The sequence below is a fragment of the Jiangella sp. DSM 45060 genome (assembly GCF_900105175.1).
GTDB lineage: Bacteria > Actinomycetota > Actinomycetes > Jiangellales > Jiangellaceae > Jiangella.
The window spans coordinates 6,731,425-6,746,262 of record NZ_LT629771.1; the positions used below are offsets into that span (position 1 = coordinate 6,731,425).

Below are 14,838 nucleotides of genomic sequence, written 5' to 3' on the forward strand. Positions count from 1 at the left end.
GGGACTCCTTCAGTCGCGGGGAAGGCTGGCGAGGTACATGTCGACGAGCTGCCCGTACGTGACGTCGGTGTCCTCGGCCAGGCCGAACCCGCCGGCCGCCTCGATCGAGACGAACCCGTGCACGACGGCGCGCAGCCGGCGCACCGCGTGCACGGCGTCGGCGCCGTCCAGGCCGTAGTGGCGGAGCACCGCGAGGAACACGTCCAGCAGCTTCGTCCCGGCGGCGGCGTAGGCGGGGTCGTGCAGCGGGTCGGCGACCATGGCGGCGTACCGGGCGGGGTGGTCGAGGACGTAGCCGCGGTAGGCGTGCATGAGCGCGGCCACGGCGTCGTCGCGGCTGCGCCCGATCGCGACGGCGGCCATGCGCTCGGCGGTCTCCTCGAACACCCGCACGCCGACGCGCACCCGCAGCTCGCCGAGGCCGCCGACGTGCTTGTACAGCGACGGCACGGCCACCCCGGTGCGCGCGGCGACCGCCGTCAGCGTCAACGCCTCCATCCCCTGCTCGTCGACGACCGCCAGCGCCGCGTCGACGACGGCGGCGCGCGTCAGCCCGGCCCTAGGCATGGTGGCGAATCTCCATAGCCATAAAGCTAATGCTGTTAGCTTTATGGCGTCAAGGGTCAGTCGGGCTCGACGATGCGGGTCTCGCACTCGGGTGGCGGCGGGTCCTGCTGCGGTGCGGCGCACAGCGAGATGCCGAACGGCTTGACCACGGTCAAGGTCTCGCCGCCGGACTCGTAGGTCACCAGGAAGCCGCTCGCGGATCCGGCGGCGGGGTCGGTGTGTGCGACCTCGACCGCCAGGGTGAAGACCGTGCCGCCCTCGCCCGACTGCTCGTCGGGGCAGACGTCGTCGACCACCATCGGGCCGTCGGCCGGGTACCCGGCGTCGGCCATGCGCTGGGTCGGCTCCCCGAGATGGCCGACGAACGGCCCCTCGACCGGCAGGACGGAGAAGCCGAGCACCTCGAACCCGCCGGCGGGCTCGATCGGCGCGACGTCCGTCACCACCGCCGACCCGGGTTCGTTCAGGCACAGGGTCATCTCGTGGAACGTGTACGGTGTGTCCGGCCGCGTGTCGTAGATACCCCTCCCGGCGCCGTACCCGGGGTCGTGAAGGCGCGGTGGCTCGTCGGAACAGGCGGTGACGAGCATCAGGACGGCGGCGACGGCCGCGAGCCTCTTCACGCGCCCTACAGTGACACGATTCACCCCGGTTCGGGCTGGCAGCGCGGGCACCAGAACGCCACCCGGTCACGCGGCGCGGTGCCGATCGGCCCGGTGCGGATCGGGGTGCCGCACTTCCAGCACGGCCGCCGGGCGCGGCGGTAGACCCAGTGCTGGCGGCCCGGGCGCGGATCGCCGGTCGTCACCTGGCGGCCGGTCTCGATGCCGAGGTGCAGCAGCCGGTGTGCCTCGTCGACGACGGACAGGAGGTCGGGGACGGCGGACACCGGCGCGTACGGCGACACTCCGCCGAGGAAGCAGAGCTCGTTCATGTAGACGTTGCCGATGCCGGCCAGCAGCCGCTGGTCCAGCAGCGCGTCGCCGATCGGGCGGGACGGCTCGCGCGACAGCCGCGAGATCGCGGCCGCCGCCGACCAGTCCGCGCCCAGCGGGTCCGGACCGAGGTGACCGACGACGGAGTCCTCGTCGGCCGTCCGGACCAGCTCGACGACCGGCAGCCGGTACCCGACGGCCTCCGCGCGCGCCGTCGCCAGCACCACCCGGATCTGGAACGCCGGCCCGCCCCGCCACGGCCGCCCGGCCGCGAACACCCGCCATGCGCCGTCCATGCGCAGGTGCGTGTGCAGCGTCAGCCCGCCGTCGACGCGGGTCAGCAGGTGCTTGCCGCGCGACACCGACTCGACGACGGCACGGCCGGAGAGGTCGGTGGTCGCCAGGCGGGGGACCCGGAAATCGGTACGCAGCAACACGTCGCCGGCCAGCGCGTCGTGCAGGCGCCGGGAGGCCAGCCAGACGGTGTCGCCTTCGGGCATGCCCCACCTTCGCACACGGCGCCGAAAATGCCTCGTCAGCCCGCTGGCAGATGGCTACGATGCAGGTGAGGAGCCCACGATGGAATCGCCTTTCCACGACGTCACCCGGGCACTGCGCCGCCGCTGGCCCGGCGGCCGGGTCGCGCCCGCCGTCACCGCCGATCCGTTCGAGACGCTGACGGTGCAGTTGCGGCTCAGCCGCGTCGCCGGCGAGATCCGCCGGCTCGAACGCGACCAGGGCCGCTGGGCCCGTGCCCACCACCTGGCCGCGGCCAGCCGCGCGTACGACGACCTGTTGCTCGACGCCGCACGGCTGGCCGGGTTGCCGGTGCCGGACGCGCCCCCGGCCATCCGCAGAGTGATGATCGAGAGCGCGCTCCGGCACGACGGCTGGAGCTGGTGACTACCGCGTCTCCAGGTCCAGCAGCGCCCGCTTGCGCTCCAGGCCCCACGCGTACCCCGTCAGGACGCCGGACGAGCCGACCACGCGGTGGCACGGGACGATGACGGAGATCGGGTTGCGGCCGTTCGCGGCGCCCACCGCCCGCGACGCCGTCGGGCGGCCCAGCAGCTCGGCGATCTCGCGGTAGCTGCGGGTCTCGCCGTACGGGATGGCCCGCAGCGCCGCCCACACCTGCTGCTGGAACGGCGTGCCGACGGGACTCAGCGGCAGGTCGAACTCCTCCCGCTCGCCGGCGAAGTAGGCGTCCAGCTGCTCGCGCGCCGCGGCGAACGGTGCGTCGTCCTCGATCCAGCCGGGCTGGTCGAGCGTGGCCGGGCGCTCCATGTAGAGGCCGGTCAGCGCGGCGCCGTCGCTGGTGATCCAGAGCGCGCCGAGGGGACTGTCGATGGTGGTCCAGTACATGATCTGCCTTTCAGAGAGAGGACCAGGCGTGCAGCAGCGCGTACGAGCGCCACGGCCGCCAGTTCTCGGCCAGCTCGGCCACCGCCCGCGGCTCGGACGGCAGCCCGAGCCCGGCCATGGCGTGCTTGACGCCGAGGTCGGTCGGAAGGAACACGTCGGGGTCGGCGAGCGCCCGCATGCGCACGTACTTCGCCGTCCAGGGCCCGATGCCGGGTACGTCGAGCAGCCGCCGCTCCGTCTCGTCGCGGTCGACGCCGGGGTCCAGGCAGAGCGTGCCGTCGGCCAGCCGGCTGGTCAGCTCGTGCAGCGTGCGCTGCCGGCTGCCCGGCATCGGGAACGTCGCTGGGTCGACGGAGGCCAGCACGGACGCCGCCGGGAACGCGTGGGTGACGGTGCCGACCGGCGCGTCCAGCGGCTTGCCGTGCTCGGCGACCAGCCGGCCGGCGACGGTGCGCGCGGCGGCCACGGACACCTGCTGGCCGAGCACGCCGCGCACCGCCAGCTCGTCGCCGTCGACCGTGCCCGGGACCCGGGTCCCCGGCCGCGCGGCCACCAGCGGGGCGAGCGCGGGATCGGCACCGAGCAGGTCGTCGACGGCCTGGGGGTCGGCGTCGAGGTCGAACACCCGGCGGCAGCGTGCCACCGCCGCCGTCAGGTCGCGCGGGTCGGCCAGTCGCAGCGTCGCCTGCACCCAGTCGTCACGAGGGGTCAGCTCCGCGACGCCGGTGCCGTGCGGCAGCGTGAGGCTGCGCCGGTAGGTGTCGCCGTCGACCTCCTCGATGCCCGGCACCGCACGCAGCGCCAGGAAGTCGAGCACGCCGCGGAAGTCCGCGGGCCGCCGGTACGCCAGCCGCAGCTCGACCGTCCCCGCTGTGGCCGTCGGGCCCCGCCGCCGCGCCTTGCCGCGCAGCTCGCTCGGCGTCAGCGCGTAGACCTCGCGGATCGTGTCATTGAACTGGCGGATGCTGGCGAACCCGGCCGCGAACGCGATCTCGGTGACCGGCAGCTCCGTCGTCTCGAGCAGCGTCCGCGCGGTGTGCGCGCGCTGCGACCGGGCCAGCCGCAGCGGGCCGGCGCCGACCTCCTCGACCAGCGTCCGGTGCACCTGACGCTCGCTGTAGCCGAGCCGCCCGGCCAGCCCGGCGACGCCGTCGCGGTCGACGACGCCGTCGGCGATCAGCCGCATCGCCCGGCCGACGACGTCGGCGCGGATGTTCCACTCCGCCGAGCCCGGCGTGGCGTCCGGACGGCAGCGGCGGCAGGCCCGGAAGCCGGCCGTCTGCGCCTCGGCGGCGGTGCGGTAGAAGCGCACGTTCTGGCGCTTCGGCGTCATGGCCGGGCAGCTGGGACGGCAGTAGATGCCGGTGGACGTGACGCCGATGTAGAAGACGCCGTCGAACCGGGCATCGCGGCCCTGAACTGCGCGGTAGCACGCCTCTTCGTCCAACATGCTTCTAGTCTCGCCCGCCCGAGGGCTGGAGACTAGCGGGAATCGGACACGGCCGTGCGGGCGGAGCTAGATGTCGCGAAACGCCTCGATGCGGGCGCCGAGCACGGACAGCCGGGCGGCGAGGTCCTCGTAGCCGCGGTTGATGACGTACACGTTGCGCAGCACCGACGTGCCCTTCGCGGCCATCATCGCCAGCAGCACGACGACGGCCGGGCGCAGTGCCGGCGGGCAGATGATCTCCGTCCCCGACCACCGCGTCGGGCCCTCCACCAGCACGCGGTGCGGGTCGAGCAGCGTGACGTTGCCGCCGAGCTTCGTCAGCTCGGTGAGGTAGATCGCGCGGTTCTCGTACACCCAGTCGTGGATCATCGTCTGGCCGTTCGCCGTGGCCGCGATCAGCGCGAAGAACGGCAGGTTGTCGATGTTCAGACCCGGGAACGGCATCGGGTGGATCTTGTCGTGCGGCGCGCGCAGCTGTGACGGGCGCACCGTCAGGTCGACCAGCCGGGTCTCGCCGTTCGCCGCGACGTACTCGCCGCTGCGGTCGTAGTCGAGGCCCATCTCCTCCAGCAGCGCCAGCTCGATCTCGAGGAACTCGATCGGCGCCCGGCGGACCGTGATCTCCGACCCCGTCACGATCGCGGCGGCCAGCAGGCTCATCGCCTCGATCGGGTCCTCGGACGGCGCGTAGTCGACGTCGACGTCGATGTCCGGGATGCCGTGCACCGTCAACGTCGTGGTGCCGATGCCCTCGATGCGCACGCCCAGCCGCGTCAGGAAGAAGCACAGGTCCTGGACCATGTAGTTCGAGCTGGCGTTGCGGATGACGGTGACGCCGTCGTTGCGGGCGGCCGCCATCAGCGCGTTCTCGGTGACGGTGTCGCCGCGCTCGATCAGCACGATCGGCCGGCCCGGCGACACCGAGCGGTCCACCTCGGCGTGGTAGTAGCCGCCGGTCGCCTTCAGCTCGAGGCCGAACGGGCGCAGCGCCGACATGTGCGGGTCGACGGTGCGGGTGCCGAGGTTGCAGCCGCCGGCGTAGGGCAGCTTGAAGCGGACCTCGCGGTGCAGCAGCGGGCCGAGGAACATGATGACGCTGCGGGTGCGCCGGGCCGCCTCGACGTCCATGCTGTCGAGGTCCAGCCGCTCCGGCGGCGTGATCTCGAGGTCGCGGCCCTCGCCCAGCCAGCGGGTGCCGATGCCGATGCTCTCGAGCACCTCGATGATGCGGTTGACCTCCTCGATGCGCGCGATGCCGCGCAGGGTGGTCTTCCCCTTGTTCAGCAGGCTGGCGCACAGCAACGCGACGCTCGCGTTCTTGCTGGACCGCACCTCGATGCTGCCGCTGAGCTGCTGGCCGCCGCTGACCCGCAGGTGCACCGGGCTCTGCGGCGCCAGCGAGACGATCTGCTTGTCCAGCGACTCACCGATACGGGCGATCATCTCGAGGCTGAGGTTCTGTTGCCCGTGCTCGATCCGGTGGATCGCGCTCTGGCTGGTGCCGAGCGCGTCGGCGAGCTGGCTCTGGGTCCAGCCGCGGTGCTGCCGCGAATCACGGATCAAGCGGCCGATCTGGCCGCGGTAGTCGTCTGCCACGAGCCGAACGATATCTCAGCTATGAGTTAACGGCCGCCACATTCGTCACATTGGTATGCAGGAGTTGCGACGTGAGCGAGCTCTCATCCGTGTCATGAGGTCTTGCGCCGCGTGGTGGCCCAGCCGCGGGGAGCGTAACCGACACCGCGGCGGCTGTCGCCTCGAACTCGGGCGAACCGCACGTCCGGCGCGGCTCGCCCGTCCGTACGGCCGAACCCCAGCCCTGAGACGGCGCGCCCGTCCACCCGGTTCCCGGTCGCCCGCCCAGACTTGGTCGGGGGTGGTGTCAGAGGTCGAACGCGTACCGGCAGAACGCCTTGCGCAGGTCGAGGATCGGCCCGCTGTCGCGGGTGTAGAAGAGCTTGTTCGTCAGCAGCACCGCCCAGCGACGGCGGCGGACGGAGACCCACATGGCGGTGCCGGTGAAGCCGAAGTGCGCCCACACGTCCCGCCCGCCCACGCCGGGTGGCGTCGGCGCGGGGTGCCAGAACAGGCCGCGGGCCGGCGCCAGTTCACCGGTCTGCACCTTCAGTGACTCCTTGATCCACGCCGGCCCGAAGCCCGGTCGCCGCGGCGCCTGGTCGGGCGCCAGCAGGTAGCGCAGGAACGCCCCGAGGTCGGCGGCGACGGAGAAGACGCCGGCGCTGCCGCAGACGCCGAGCAGCCGGGCGGAGAAGTCGTGCGGCGTGCCCTGGAGGTGCCGCCCGGCATCGGCGTCGAACTCGGTCGGCGCGCACCGCGGGACGTCGGCGGCCGCGACGGGCCCGAACCGGGTCGCGTCCATGTGCAACGCGTCCCACGCACAGGCCCGGCTCAGCTCGTCCAGCCGCAGGCCGGTGAGCCGCTCGGCGAGGATCCCGAGGATCAGGGCGGCGCGATCGGTGTACTCGACGACCTCGCCGGGGCGGTGGACCAGCGGTTCGCGCAGGATGCCGCGCTCGACGGCGTCGCGGTCGGTGCCGTAGAGCGCCTCGAGGTTGGCCCGCGACGGGACGCCGGCGGTGTGGGTGAGCAGGTGCTGGGCGGTGACGCCGCCGAGGTCGTATCCGGCGAGGCCGGGCAGGTAGTCGGCGAGCGGGCGGTCGAGGTTGAGCGTGCCGTCCTCCCAGAGCGTGCCGATGCACGACCACACGGCGACGATCTTGGTGAGGCTGGCGAGGTCGAACAGGGTGTCGAGCCGCATCGGACGGTCCGGCGCCGCCGGGTCGAGCAGCCCGTGGGCGCCCTGGGCGCGGATGCCGTCGGCATCGCCCACGGCCCAGACCGCGCCGGGCAGGACGGTGGTGGTCACGGCGTGAGTCAGCAACTGGTCGATGGCTCTCGTCATCGGTGCCGCCTTGTTCGGTTGTCGTGGCGCCCGGGGTCGCGCCACTGCTTTCATGATCGGCCGGAACCGGGCGAATCCGGGATACGCGTCTCACGTGATGAACACCGTGAGACGGGCCCCCGTCGTGCGGGGATCGCTCGCGACGCGGGAGACTGGGTGCGGCGACCGTCAGCCGACTCGAGGAGATCCCGTGCGTGACGAGACCATCGGCGCCTTCCTGGACAGCCTGGCCGCCCGGGTGCCGGCCCCCGGCGGCGGCGCCGTCGCGGCCCTGCACGCGGCCCAGTCGGCGGCGCTGCTCGCCATGGTGGCCCGCTACAGCACCGGCCCGAGGTACGAGCAGCATGCCGACGTCGTCGAGCGGGTGCTGGTGAAGGCCGACGCTCTGCGCACCGACGCGCTGGAGCTGGCCGAGGACGACGCCGAGGCGTTCTTCGCGGTCACCGAGACGTACCAGCTGCCGCAGGAGACCGACGAGCAGAAGGCGGCCCGGTCCGAGGCCATCGCCACGGCGCTGGCGGCGGCCGCGGAGCCGCCGGCCGCGGTCATCATCGCGGCGACGCACCTGGTCGCGATGGCCGAGGAGCTGCTGCCGGTCGGCAACCCGAACGTCGTCACCGACGTCGCGGCCGCCGCCGAGGCCGCCCGCGCCGCCGCCACGACGGCCCGGCTGAACGTCGAGATCAATCTCGCCGGGGTCGCCGACCAGGCGGTCCGCGACCGCCTGACGGCCACCGCGGGCGAGGTCGACGACCTCGCGGCCCGGGCCGACCAGGTCAGCGCCGCCGTGCGCCGGCAGGTCGGAGCGTGACGGCGCGCCGGCTGGCCGGGACCGACCTCGCCGCCCGCATCCGCGCGGACGTCGCCGAACGGGCCGCCGCCCGGCGCGACGCGGGCCGCCCGGCCCGGCTGGTCATCGTCACGGCCACGGACGACGAAGCCAGCGCCTGGTACGTCCGCTCCATCGCGTCGGCCGCCGGCAAGGCGGGCCTCGACTGCGACGTCGACGACCTCGGCACGGCGGCCACCGCGGCGGCGATCGCGGACCGGCTCGCCGCCCTCAGTGCGGACCCGGCCGTCGACGGCGTCATGCTGCAGACGCCGCTACCGCCCGGCGTGGCGCTCGCGGACGTGTCCGGCGCCATCGACCCGGCCAAGGACGTCGACGGCGCCAACCCGCTGTCGCTCGGCCGGCTGGCCACCGGGCTGCCCGCCTACGCGCCGGCCACCGCGGCTGCCGTCGTCGCACTGCTGGAGGAGTACGCCGTCGGCCTCGCCGGTTCGCGGGCCGTGGTGGTGGGCCGGTCCGCGGTCGTCGGCAAGCCGCTGGCGCACCTGCTGCTGGACCGCGACGCGACGGTGACGGTGTGCCACTCGCGCACCCGCGACCTCGCCGCCGTGGCGTCGACGGCGGACGTGCTGGTGGCAGCGGTCGGCCGCACGCACCTCGTCACCCCCGAGCACGTCCGGCCCGGGGCCGTCGTCGTCGACGTCGGCACGAACCCGACGCCGGACGGCGGCCTCGCCGGCGACGTCGACCCGGCGGTCGCCGAGGTGGCGGCCGCGCTCACCCCGGTGCCCGGCGGCGTAGGCCCGGTGACGACCGCGCTCCTGCTGAAGAATGTTGTTGACTGAGTCAAGAGTTTTCTTGATACAGTCAACGGTATGCCCGAGGTGCAACGCGACCAGGTGGCCGCGGTCCGTCAGTTCAACCGCTTCTACACGCGCGTCATGGGGTTCCTCGACCAAGAGTTGCTGCGGTCGGGGTTCTCGCTCACCGAGGCGCGCATCGTCTTCGAGCTCGGCCGCCGCGACGTCACCGAGGTCGGCGCGCTGCGCGAGGCGCTGGACGTCGACGCCGCCCAGCTCAGCCGCACGCTGGCCCGGTTCGAGTCGGCCGGCCTGATCGAGCGCACGCGATCGGCCGCCGACGGCCGCAAGCTGCTGGCCGCGCTGACCGACGCCGGCCGCGCGGCGCGCGAAGACCTCCAGAGCCGGTCCGACCGCCAGGCCGAGCAGCTGCTCGGCGCGCTGCCCGACGCCGACCGCCGCCGGCTGGTCGCCGACCTCGACTCCGTCCGCCGATTGCTGGGCGAGTCCGAGCGGCCGCACACCGTCGTCGTCCGCGGGCTGCGCCCGGGCGACCTCGGCTGGGTGGTGCAGCGCAACGCCGTCGCCTATGCGCGCGAGTACGGGTGGGACCGCAGCTACGAGGCGCTGGTGGCGCGCATCGTCGCCGACTACGGCGAGCAGTTCGACCCCGCCCGCGAGAGCGCCTGGGTGGCCGAGCTGGACGGCCGGCCCGTCGGCGCCGTGTTCTGCGTGCGCAAGGACGACACCACCGCCCAGCTGCGGCTGCTGCTGGTCGAGCCGGAGGCCCGCGGCGCCGGCATCGGCACCCGGCTGGTCGCCGAGTGCCTCGAGTTCGCCCGGGCGGCCGGCTACACGTCGATGATGCTGTGGACCAACGACGTGCTCGTGGCCGCCCGGCGCATCTACCAGAAGGCCGGTTTCGAGCTGGTCGAGGAGAACCGGCACCACAGCTTCGGCCACGATCTGGTCGGCCAGATCTGGCGGCGCGAGCTCTGAGTGTCAGGCCGCCGCCGTCTCCTCGGCGAGCGCCGTGAGACCGGCCAGCCAGCTGTCGACCCCGGCCTGCAGCACCGCACTGGTGATCACGGCCGCGACGAGCGGCCCGGCCAGCGACTCCTGGCAGCTCACCCGCGTCTGCCCGTCCGGCGCGGGCTCCAGGCGGTAGACGTGCGCCACGCGGGTGCCGGGCGCGGTGGTCACCCACGTCAGCAGCCGGCCGGGCTCGACGGCCCCGAACCGGGAGTGGAACCGGTTCGCCCCGCTGCTCCAGCCGAACCGGCCTCCCGGCGTGGCCGGCCCGTCGCCGTCGACGTCGTGGACGTCGGCGCGGATCCGTGGCCACTGCCGCACGTCGGCGAGGAGGCGCCAGACCCGCAGCGGCTCCGCGTCGATGACGATCTGCCCGGCGGCCTGCGTGGGCGCGCGGTCGTCGACCCGCCCCCGGCCGGCGTACTCGGCGAACAGCTCGTCCGTGCTCGGCCCGGCGTAGATCAGCGCACCCAGCGGCGCCGTCACGGAGCCCAGCCGGCCGTCCGCGTCGTCGAGCACCGCGAGCCCGGCCGTTCCGGGTGGGCGCGGGTCCGAGGCCGGGACCGGCTCCTCGGTGACCTCCGGGCCCCTGGGTCCGTGTGCGACCGTCACGATCGCCCGGCCGCCGTCCGCCTGCCACACCATGACCTTCATCCGTTCGTTGCTCATGCGGCCAGCATCGGCGGCGGTGGTGCGGCCTGTCGATGAACTCGCAGTTCATGGCGGCGCCGAACGACGCGCACTAGCCTGCGGCCCATGGACGGTGACGTGCGCCGCGTCGGCGAGCTGCTGCGCGAGTGGAGGCAGCGGCGGCGGACGAGCCAACTCGATCTCGCCATTCAGGCGGACGTCTCGGCGCGGTATGTGAGCCTGGTCGAGACCGGCAGGTCCAACCCGTCGGCCGACATGGTGCTCAGGCTCGCGTCGGCGCTGGACGTGCCGCTGCGGCACCGCAACCGCCTGCTCCTCGCCGCGGGCTTCGCGCCCCGGTACCGCGAGCGCCCGCTCGACGCGCAGGACATGGCCGCCGCACGGGAGGCGCTGGTCACCGTGCTGCGGGCGCACGAACCGTACCCGGCGCTGGTCGTCGACCGCCGCTGGAACATCATGATGACGAACGCCGCGGTCACGCCGTTCCTCGAGGGCGTCGACCCCGAGCTGCTCCGCCCGCCGCTCAACCTGGTCCGGCTGGCGCTCGACCCGCGCGGGTTCGCGGCGCGCATCGCCAACCCCGCCGACGTCCGCGCCGTGTTCCGCGCCCGTCTGGCGCGGCAGCTGGCCGAGGACGGCGATCCGGAGATCGCCGCCCTCTACGACACCTACCTCGCCCCAGCGGCCGACGAGCCGTCCGGTCCCCGGGACGGATCGGACGTCACGATCTCGATGACGGTCCGCTACCGGGGCCACGACCTCCGCCTGTTCTCGACGGTGACCACGTTCGGCACGCCGCAGGACATCACCCTGCAGGAGCTCGCCGTCGAGGCGTACTACCCGGCGGACGCCGAGAGCGCCCGCCTCCTGCGTGGCTAGGCGATCGCCAGCCAGGGGTCCTCGAGCACGGCGGCGAGGTCGCGGACGAACTCCGCGGCCTTCGCGCCGTCGATGACCCGGTGGTCCGACGACAGCGTCATCGTCATCTTCCGCACGACCGCCAGCTCGCCGTCCTTCACGCCCGGCTCGGACCGCACCGCGCCGACCGCCAGGATGGCCGCCTCGGGCGGGTTGACCACGGCGGTGAAGTGGTCGATGCCGTACATGCCGAGGTTGCTGACGGTGAACGTGCCGCCGGTCATCTCGTCGAGGCCGAGCTTGCGGTCGCGGGCCTTGCCGGCCAGCTCGCGGGTCTCGGCGGAGATGCTGGTGAGGCTCTTCGTGTCGGCGTCGCGGATGACCGGAACGACCAGCCCGGTCTCGGTGGCCACCGCGATGCCCACGTGGATGCGCCCGTGCTGGACGATCGCCTCGGGCGTGTACGACGAGTTCACCACCGGGTGGTCGCGCAGCACGACCGCGACGGCCCGCACGATGATGTCGTTGACGCTGACCTTCTTCTTGTCCGCCGCGACCAGCCGCTCGTTCAGCTGCGCCCGCAGGTCCGACAGCGGGCCGGCGTCGACCGTCTTGGTGACGTAGAAGTGCGGCGACGACTGCATGCTCTCGGTGAGCCGGCGCGCGATGGTCTTGCGGATCGACGTCAGCGGGATCAGCTCGTCGGTCTCCTCGACGGCCGGCGTGACGGTGGCAGCGGCGGGCGCCGCGGGGGTGCTCGCGGGCGCCGCTGGAGCGGCCGGGGCAGCGGCCGCCGCCTTGGCGACGTCGGCCCGGATGATGCGCCCGCCGGGGCCGGAGCCCGCGACCGTCGCGAGGTCGACACCGAGGTCGCGGGCGTCGCGCCGGGCCAGCGGCGAGGACAGGATGCGCTCGCCGTCGGCGCGCGTCGTGACCGCCGGAGCGGCCGGCGTCGCGGGTGCTGCCGGGGCGGGAGCGGCCTGCACCGGCTCGGGCTCGGCGGCCGGCGCGGGCTCGGCGGCCGCCGCGGGTGCGGGCGCCGTGGCCGGAGCGGACCCGCCGACCGGTTCGCCGGCGCCGACGAGCCGCGCGATCGGCGCGCCGATGGGCGCGGTGTCGCCCTCCTTGACCAGGATCTCGCCGAGCACGCCGTCCTCGTAGGCCTCGTGCTCCATGACGGCCTTGTCGGTCTCGATCTCGACCAGGATGTCGCCGGCGTGGACCTCGTCGCCGACCTGCTTGCGCCAGGCGCTGACGACGCCCTCCTCCATGGTGTCGGAGAGGCGGGGCATCAGGATGTCAGTCATCAGAGTCTCCTCAGTGCGCGCCGACGGACCGGCGGCCGACGGCGTCGAGGGTCTGGTGGACGACGGTGACGACGTCGTTCGCCGACGGCAGCGCCGCCAGCTCCAACGACTTCGCGTACGGCAGCGGCACCTCGGCCATGGCCACGCGCCGCACCGGGGCGTCCAGATAGTCGAAGGCGCCGTCGGAGATCGACGCCGCCACCTCGGCGCCGATGCCGTACGTCAGCCAGTCGTCCTCGAGCACCACGGCGCAGGACGTCTTCTTGACCGACTCGATGATGGTGGGCCGGTCGAGCGGCCGGAGGCTGCGCAGGTCGACCACCTCGGCCGAGATGCCCTCCTCGGACGCCAGCTTCTCGGCGACCTGCAGCGCGACGTGCGCCATGCGCGAGTAGGCGACCAGCGTGATGTCGGTGCCCTCGCGGGTGACGGCAGCCCGCCCGATCTCGGCCGGCTCGTCGCCGTCGGGGACCTCGCCCTTGGTGTTGTAGAGCGCGAGGTTCTCGAGGAACAGCACCGGGTCGTTGTCGCGGATGGACGCGAGCAGCAGCGCCTTGGCGTCGGCCGGCGACGACGGCGCCACGACCTTGAGGCCGGGCGTGAACGCGTAGAACAGCTCGACGTTCTGCGAGTGCGTGGCCGCGAGCTGCTGGCCGCCGCCACCGGGGGTGCGGATGACCATGGGCACCGACCGCTGGCCGCCGAACATGCCGTAGATCTTCGCCGCGTGGTTGACGATCTGGTCCAGCGCGAGCAGCGAGAAGTTGATCGTCATGATCTCGACGACCGGACGCAGGCCGAGCATGGCCGCGCCGACGGCGGCGCCGGTGAAGCCCTCTTCGGCGATGGGGGTGTCGCGGACCCGCTTCACCCCGAACTCGTCGAGCAGGCCGGCGGTGATCTTGTACGACCCCTCGAACCGGCCGATCTCCTCGCCCATCAGGAAGACATCGGGGTCGCGGAGCATCTCGGCGCGCAGGGTGTCGTGCAGCGCCTGGCGGTAACTCATGACGGCCATGTCAGGCTCCTACCGGGAACAGCGGGTCAGCGGGGAGGCGGCGCGAGTCGTTCGGCACCGGGCTGGCGTAGGTGTGGTCGAACAGCGACGACACCTCGGGCGCCGGGCTCTTGTCGGCGAACTCGACGGCGGCCTTGACGATGCGCTGGACGTCGGCGTCGATCTCGGCCAGGTGGTCGGCGTCGGCGACCTTGTCGGCGACGAGGCGGTCGTGCAGGCCGGCGACGGGGTCCTGGGCGCGGACCGCCTCGACCTCGTCCTTGCTGCGGTACGCGGCGGGGTCGACGACGGAGTGGCCGCGCAGCCGCCCGCTCACGGTCTCGAGCAGGTACGGCTTCTGCTCCTTGCGGGCCCGCTCGACGGCGACCTTCGCGGCGTCGCGGACGGCGATGACGTCGTTGCCGTCGACCCGCGCGGACTCCATGCGGTACGACGACGCCCGCTTGTACAGCTCGGGCTCGGCCGAGGCCATCTCGACCGTCGTGCCCATGCCGAGGTGGTTGTTGACGACGACGAACACGATGGGGAGGTCCCAGAGCGTCGCGATGTTCAGCGTCTCGTGGAACGCGCCGATGTTCGTGGTGCCGTCGCCCATCTGGCACATGACGACCTCGTCGCCGTCGCGGTACGAGACCGCGAGCGCGGCGCCGGCCGCCAGCGGCAGCTGCCCGCCGACGATGCCGTAGCCGCCGAGCTGGCGCACGTCGGTGTCGAACAGGTGCATGGAGCCGCCCCAGCCCTTGCTGACGCCGTCCTGCCGGCCGTACAGCTCGGCCATGACGCGGTCGGGGTCCATGCCGCGGATCAGCGCGTAGCCGTGATCGCGGTAGTTCGTGAAGAGGTAGTCGCGCTCTTCGATCGCCGCCATCAGGCCGACGACGGTGGCCTCTTCGCCGAGGTTGAGGTGGCAGTAGCCACCGATCTTGGCCTCGGTGTACGCCTGCGCGGTGCGCTCCTCGAACCGGCGCACCAGGAGCATCTGCCGGTAGTAGCCGAGCAGCTCCTCGGGGTTCTTCGCCGAGCGCGCCGGACGCTTGCGACTGGTGGTCGCCACTCTTACCCGCCCTTCGTTGTCACGGGGCGCGCCTCTGGACGCGCAGCGGTGCCCCGGCTGTGGCCGGGCAAACAATGAAACGTTAGCG

16 protein-coding genes are annotated in these 14,838 nt (G+C 73.2%); 5 read left to right on the forward strand and 11 right to left on the reverse strand.

Features of this window, described 5'->3' with window-relative positions; translation table 11 throughout:
* Positions 1-9 precede the first annotated feature (9 nt).
* From BLU82_RS30375 to BLU82_RS30385, 3 genes are read right to left on the reverse strand one after another with little or no spacing between them, the layout of a single operon-like run.
* Positions 10-567, reverse strand: a complete 558-nt coding sequence (locus tag BLU82_RS30375; RefSeq protein ID WP_092624587.1) for a TetR/AcrR family transcriptional regulator — start codon at positions 565-567, stop codon at positions 10-12.
* A 56-nt stretch (positions 568-623) separates the two neighbouring features.
* A complete protein-coding gene (locus BLU82_RS30380) occupies positions 624-1,190 on the reverse strand; it encodes a hypothetical protein (RefSeq protein WP_092624588.1) in 567 nt (188 codons plus the stop codon).
* Positions 1,191-1,210: 20 nt separating this feature from the next.
* Positions 1,211-2,002 carry an Fpg/Nei family DNA glycosylase gene (locus tag BLU82_RS30385; RefSeq protein ID WP_092624589.1) on the reverse strand — a complete coding sequence of 264 codons (792 nt, stop codon included), beginning with the start codon at positions 2,000-2,002 and terminating at the stop codon, positions 1,211-1,213.
* A gap of 79 nt (positions 2,003-2,081) precedes the next feature.
* Here BLU82_RS30385 and BLU82_RS30390 point away from each other — a divergent pair, with 79 nt between their 5' ends.
* Positions 2,082-2,405 carry a hypothetical protein gene (locus tag BLU82_RS30390; protein ID WP_092624590.1) on the forward strand — a complete coding sequence of 108 codons (324 nt, stop codon included), beginning with the start codon at positions 2,082-2,084 and terminating at the stop codon, positions 2,403-2,405.
* On the opposite strand, the gene BLU82_RS30395 is transcribed toward BLU82_RS30390, so the two are convergent.
* From BLU82_RS30395 to BLU82_RS30410, 4 genes are all read right to left on the reverse strand, one after another.
* Positions 2,406-2,867 carry a methylated-DNA--[protein]-cysteine S-methyltransferase gene (locus BLU82_RS30395; protein WP_092624591.1) on the reverse strand — a complete coding sequence of 154 codons (462 nt, stop codon included), beginning with the start codon at positions 2,865-2,867 and terminating at the stop codon, positions 2,406-2,408.
* A 10-nt stretch (positions 2,868-2,877) separates the two neighbouring features.
* Positions 2,878-4,317 carry a DNA-3-methyladenine glycosylase 2 family protein gene (locus tag BLU82_RS30400; protein WP_092624592.1) on the reverse strand — a complete coding sequence of 480 codons (1,440 nt, stop codon included), beginning with the start codon at positions 4,315-4,317 and terminating at the stop codon, positions 2,878-2,880.
* Positions 4,318-4,383: 66 nt separating this feature from the next.
* Positions 4,384-5,913 (reverse strand): UDP-N-acetylglucosamine 1-carboxyvinyltransferase, encoded by a 1,530-nt coding sequence (locus BLU82_RS30405; protein ID WP_069110205.1) that lies wholly within the window; start codon positions 5,911-5,913, stop codon positions 4,384-4,386.
* A gap of 286 nt (positions 5,914-6,199) precedes the next feature.
* Positions 6,200-7,240, reverse strand: coding sequence for a serine hydrolase (locus BLU82_RS30410; protein ID WP_092624593.1), 1,041 nt, complete (start codon positions 7,238-7,240; stop codon positions 6,200-6,202).
* Between the two features lie 190 nt (positions 7,241-7,430).
* On the opposite strand from BLU82_RS30410, the gene BLU82_RS30415 reads away from it, so the two are divergent.
* Genes BLU82_RS30415 through BLU82_RS30425 form a run of 3 tightly spaced genes read left to right on the forward strand, consistent with a single transcriptional unit; the run spans position 7,431 to position 9,829 of the window.
* Complete coding sequence (locus tag BLU82_RS30415) at positions 7,431-8,051, forward strand: cyclodeaminase/cyclohydrolase family protein (protein WP_092624594.1); 621 nt, start codon at positions 7,431-7,433, stop codon at positions 8,049-8,051.
* The gene (locus BLU82_RS30420; protein WP_092624595.1) at positions 8,048-8,875 is read left to right on the forward strand and encodes a bifunctional 5,10-methylenetetrahydrofolate dehydrogenase/5,10-methenyltetrahydrofolate cyclohydrolase; all 828 of its coding nucleotides are present in this window, start codon (positions 8,048-8,050) and stop codon (positions 8,873-8,875) included. Before BLU82_RS30415 ends, BLU82_RS30420 begins: the two co-directional genes overlap by 4 nt.
* Before the next feature lie 30 nt (positions 8,876-8,905).
* Positions 8,906-9,829, forward strand: a complete 924-nt coding sequence (locus BLU82_RS30425) for a helix-turn-helix domain-containing GNAT family N-acetyltransferase (RefSeq protein WP_092624596.1) — start codon at positions 8,906-8,908, stop codon at positions 9,827-9,829.
* 3 nt (positions 9,830-9,832) lie between these two features.
* Here the strand turns inward: BLU82_RS30425 and BLU82_RS30430 are convergent, their stop codons facing one another.
* Positions 9,833-10,531, reverse strand: coding sequence for an SRPBCC family protein (locus BLU82_RS30430; RefSeq protein WP_092624597.1), 699 nt, complete (start codon positions 10,529-10,531; stop codon positions 9,833-9,835).
* A gap of 87 nt (positions 10,532-10,618) precedes the next feature.
* On the opposite strand from BLU82_RS30430, the gene BLU82_RS30435 reads away from it, so the two are divergent.
* The gene (locus BLU82_RS30435) at positions 10,619-11,392 is read left to right on the forward strand and encodes a helix-turn-helix domain-containing protein (RefSeq protein WP_197682573.1); all 774 of its coding nucleotides are present in this window, start codon (positions 10,619-10,621) and stop codon (positions 11,390-11,392) included.
* Here BLU82_RS30435 and BLU82_RS30440 read toward each other — a convergent pair.
* The 3 genes from BLU82_RS30440 to pdhA are packed head-to-tail and all read right to left on the reverse strand — an operon-like array spanning position 11,389 to position 14,750.
* On the reverse strand, positions 11,389-12,678 hold the full coding sequence (locus BLU82_RS30440; protein WP_172885735.1) for a dihydrolipoamide acetyltransferase family protein: 1,290 nt from the start codon (positions 12,676-12,678) through the stop codon (positions 11,389-11,391). The two genes, BLU82_RS30435 and BLU82_RS30440, sit on opposite strands and share 4 nt — an antisense overlap.
* A 10-nt stretch (positions 12,679-12,688) precedes the next feature.
* Entirely contained in the window at positions 12,689-13,696 is a 1,008-nt protein-coding gene (locus BLU82_RS30445) for an alpha-ketoacid dehydrogenase subunit beta (protein WP_092624598.1), read from the reverse strand.
* 1 nt (position 13,697) lies between these two features.
* Complete coding sequence (pdhA, locus tag BLU82_RS30450; RefSeq protein WP_197682574.1) at positions 13,698-14,750, reverse strand: pyruvate dehydrogenase (acetyl-transferring) E1 component subunit alpha; 1,053 nt, start codon at positions 14,748-14,750, stop codon at positions 13,698-13,700.
* Positions 14,751-14,838: the final 88 nt, after the last annotated feature.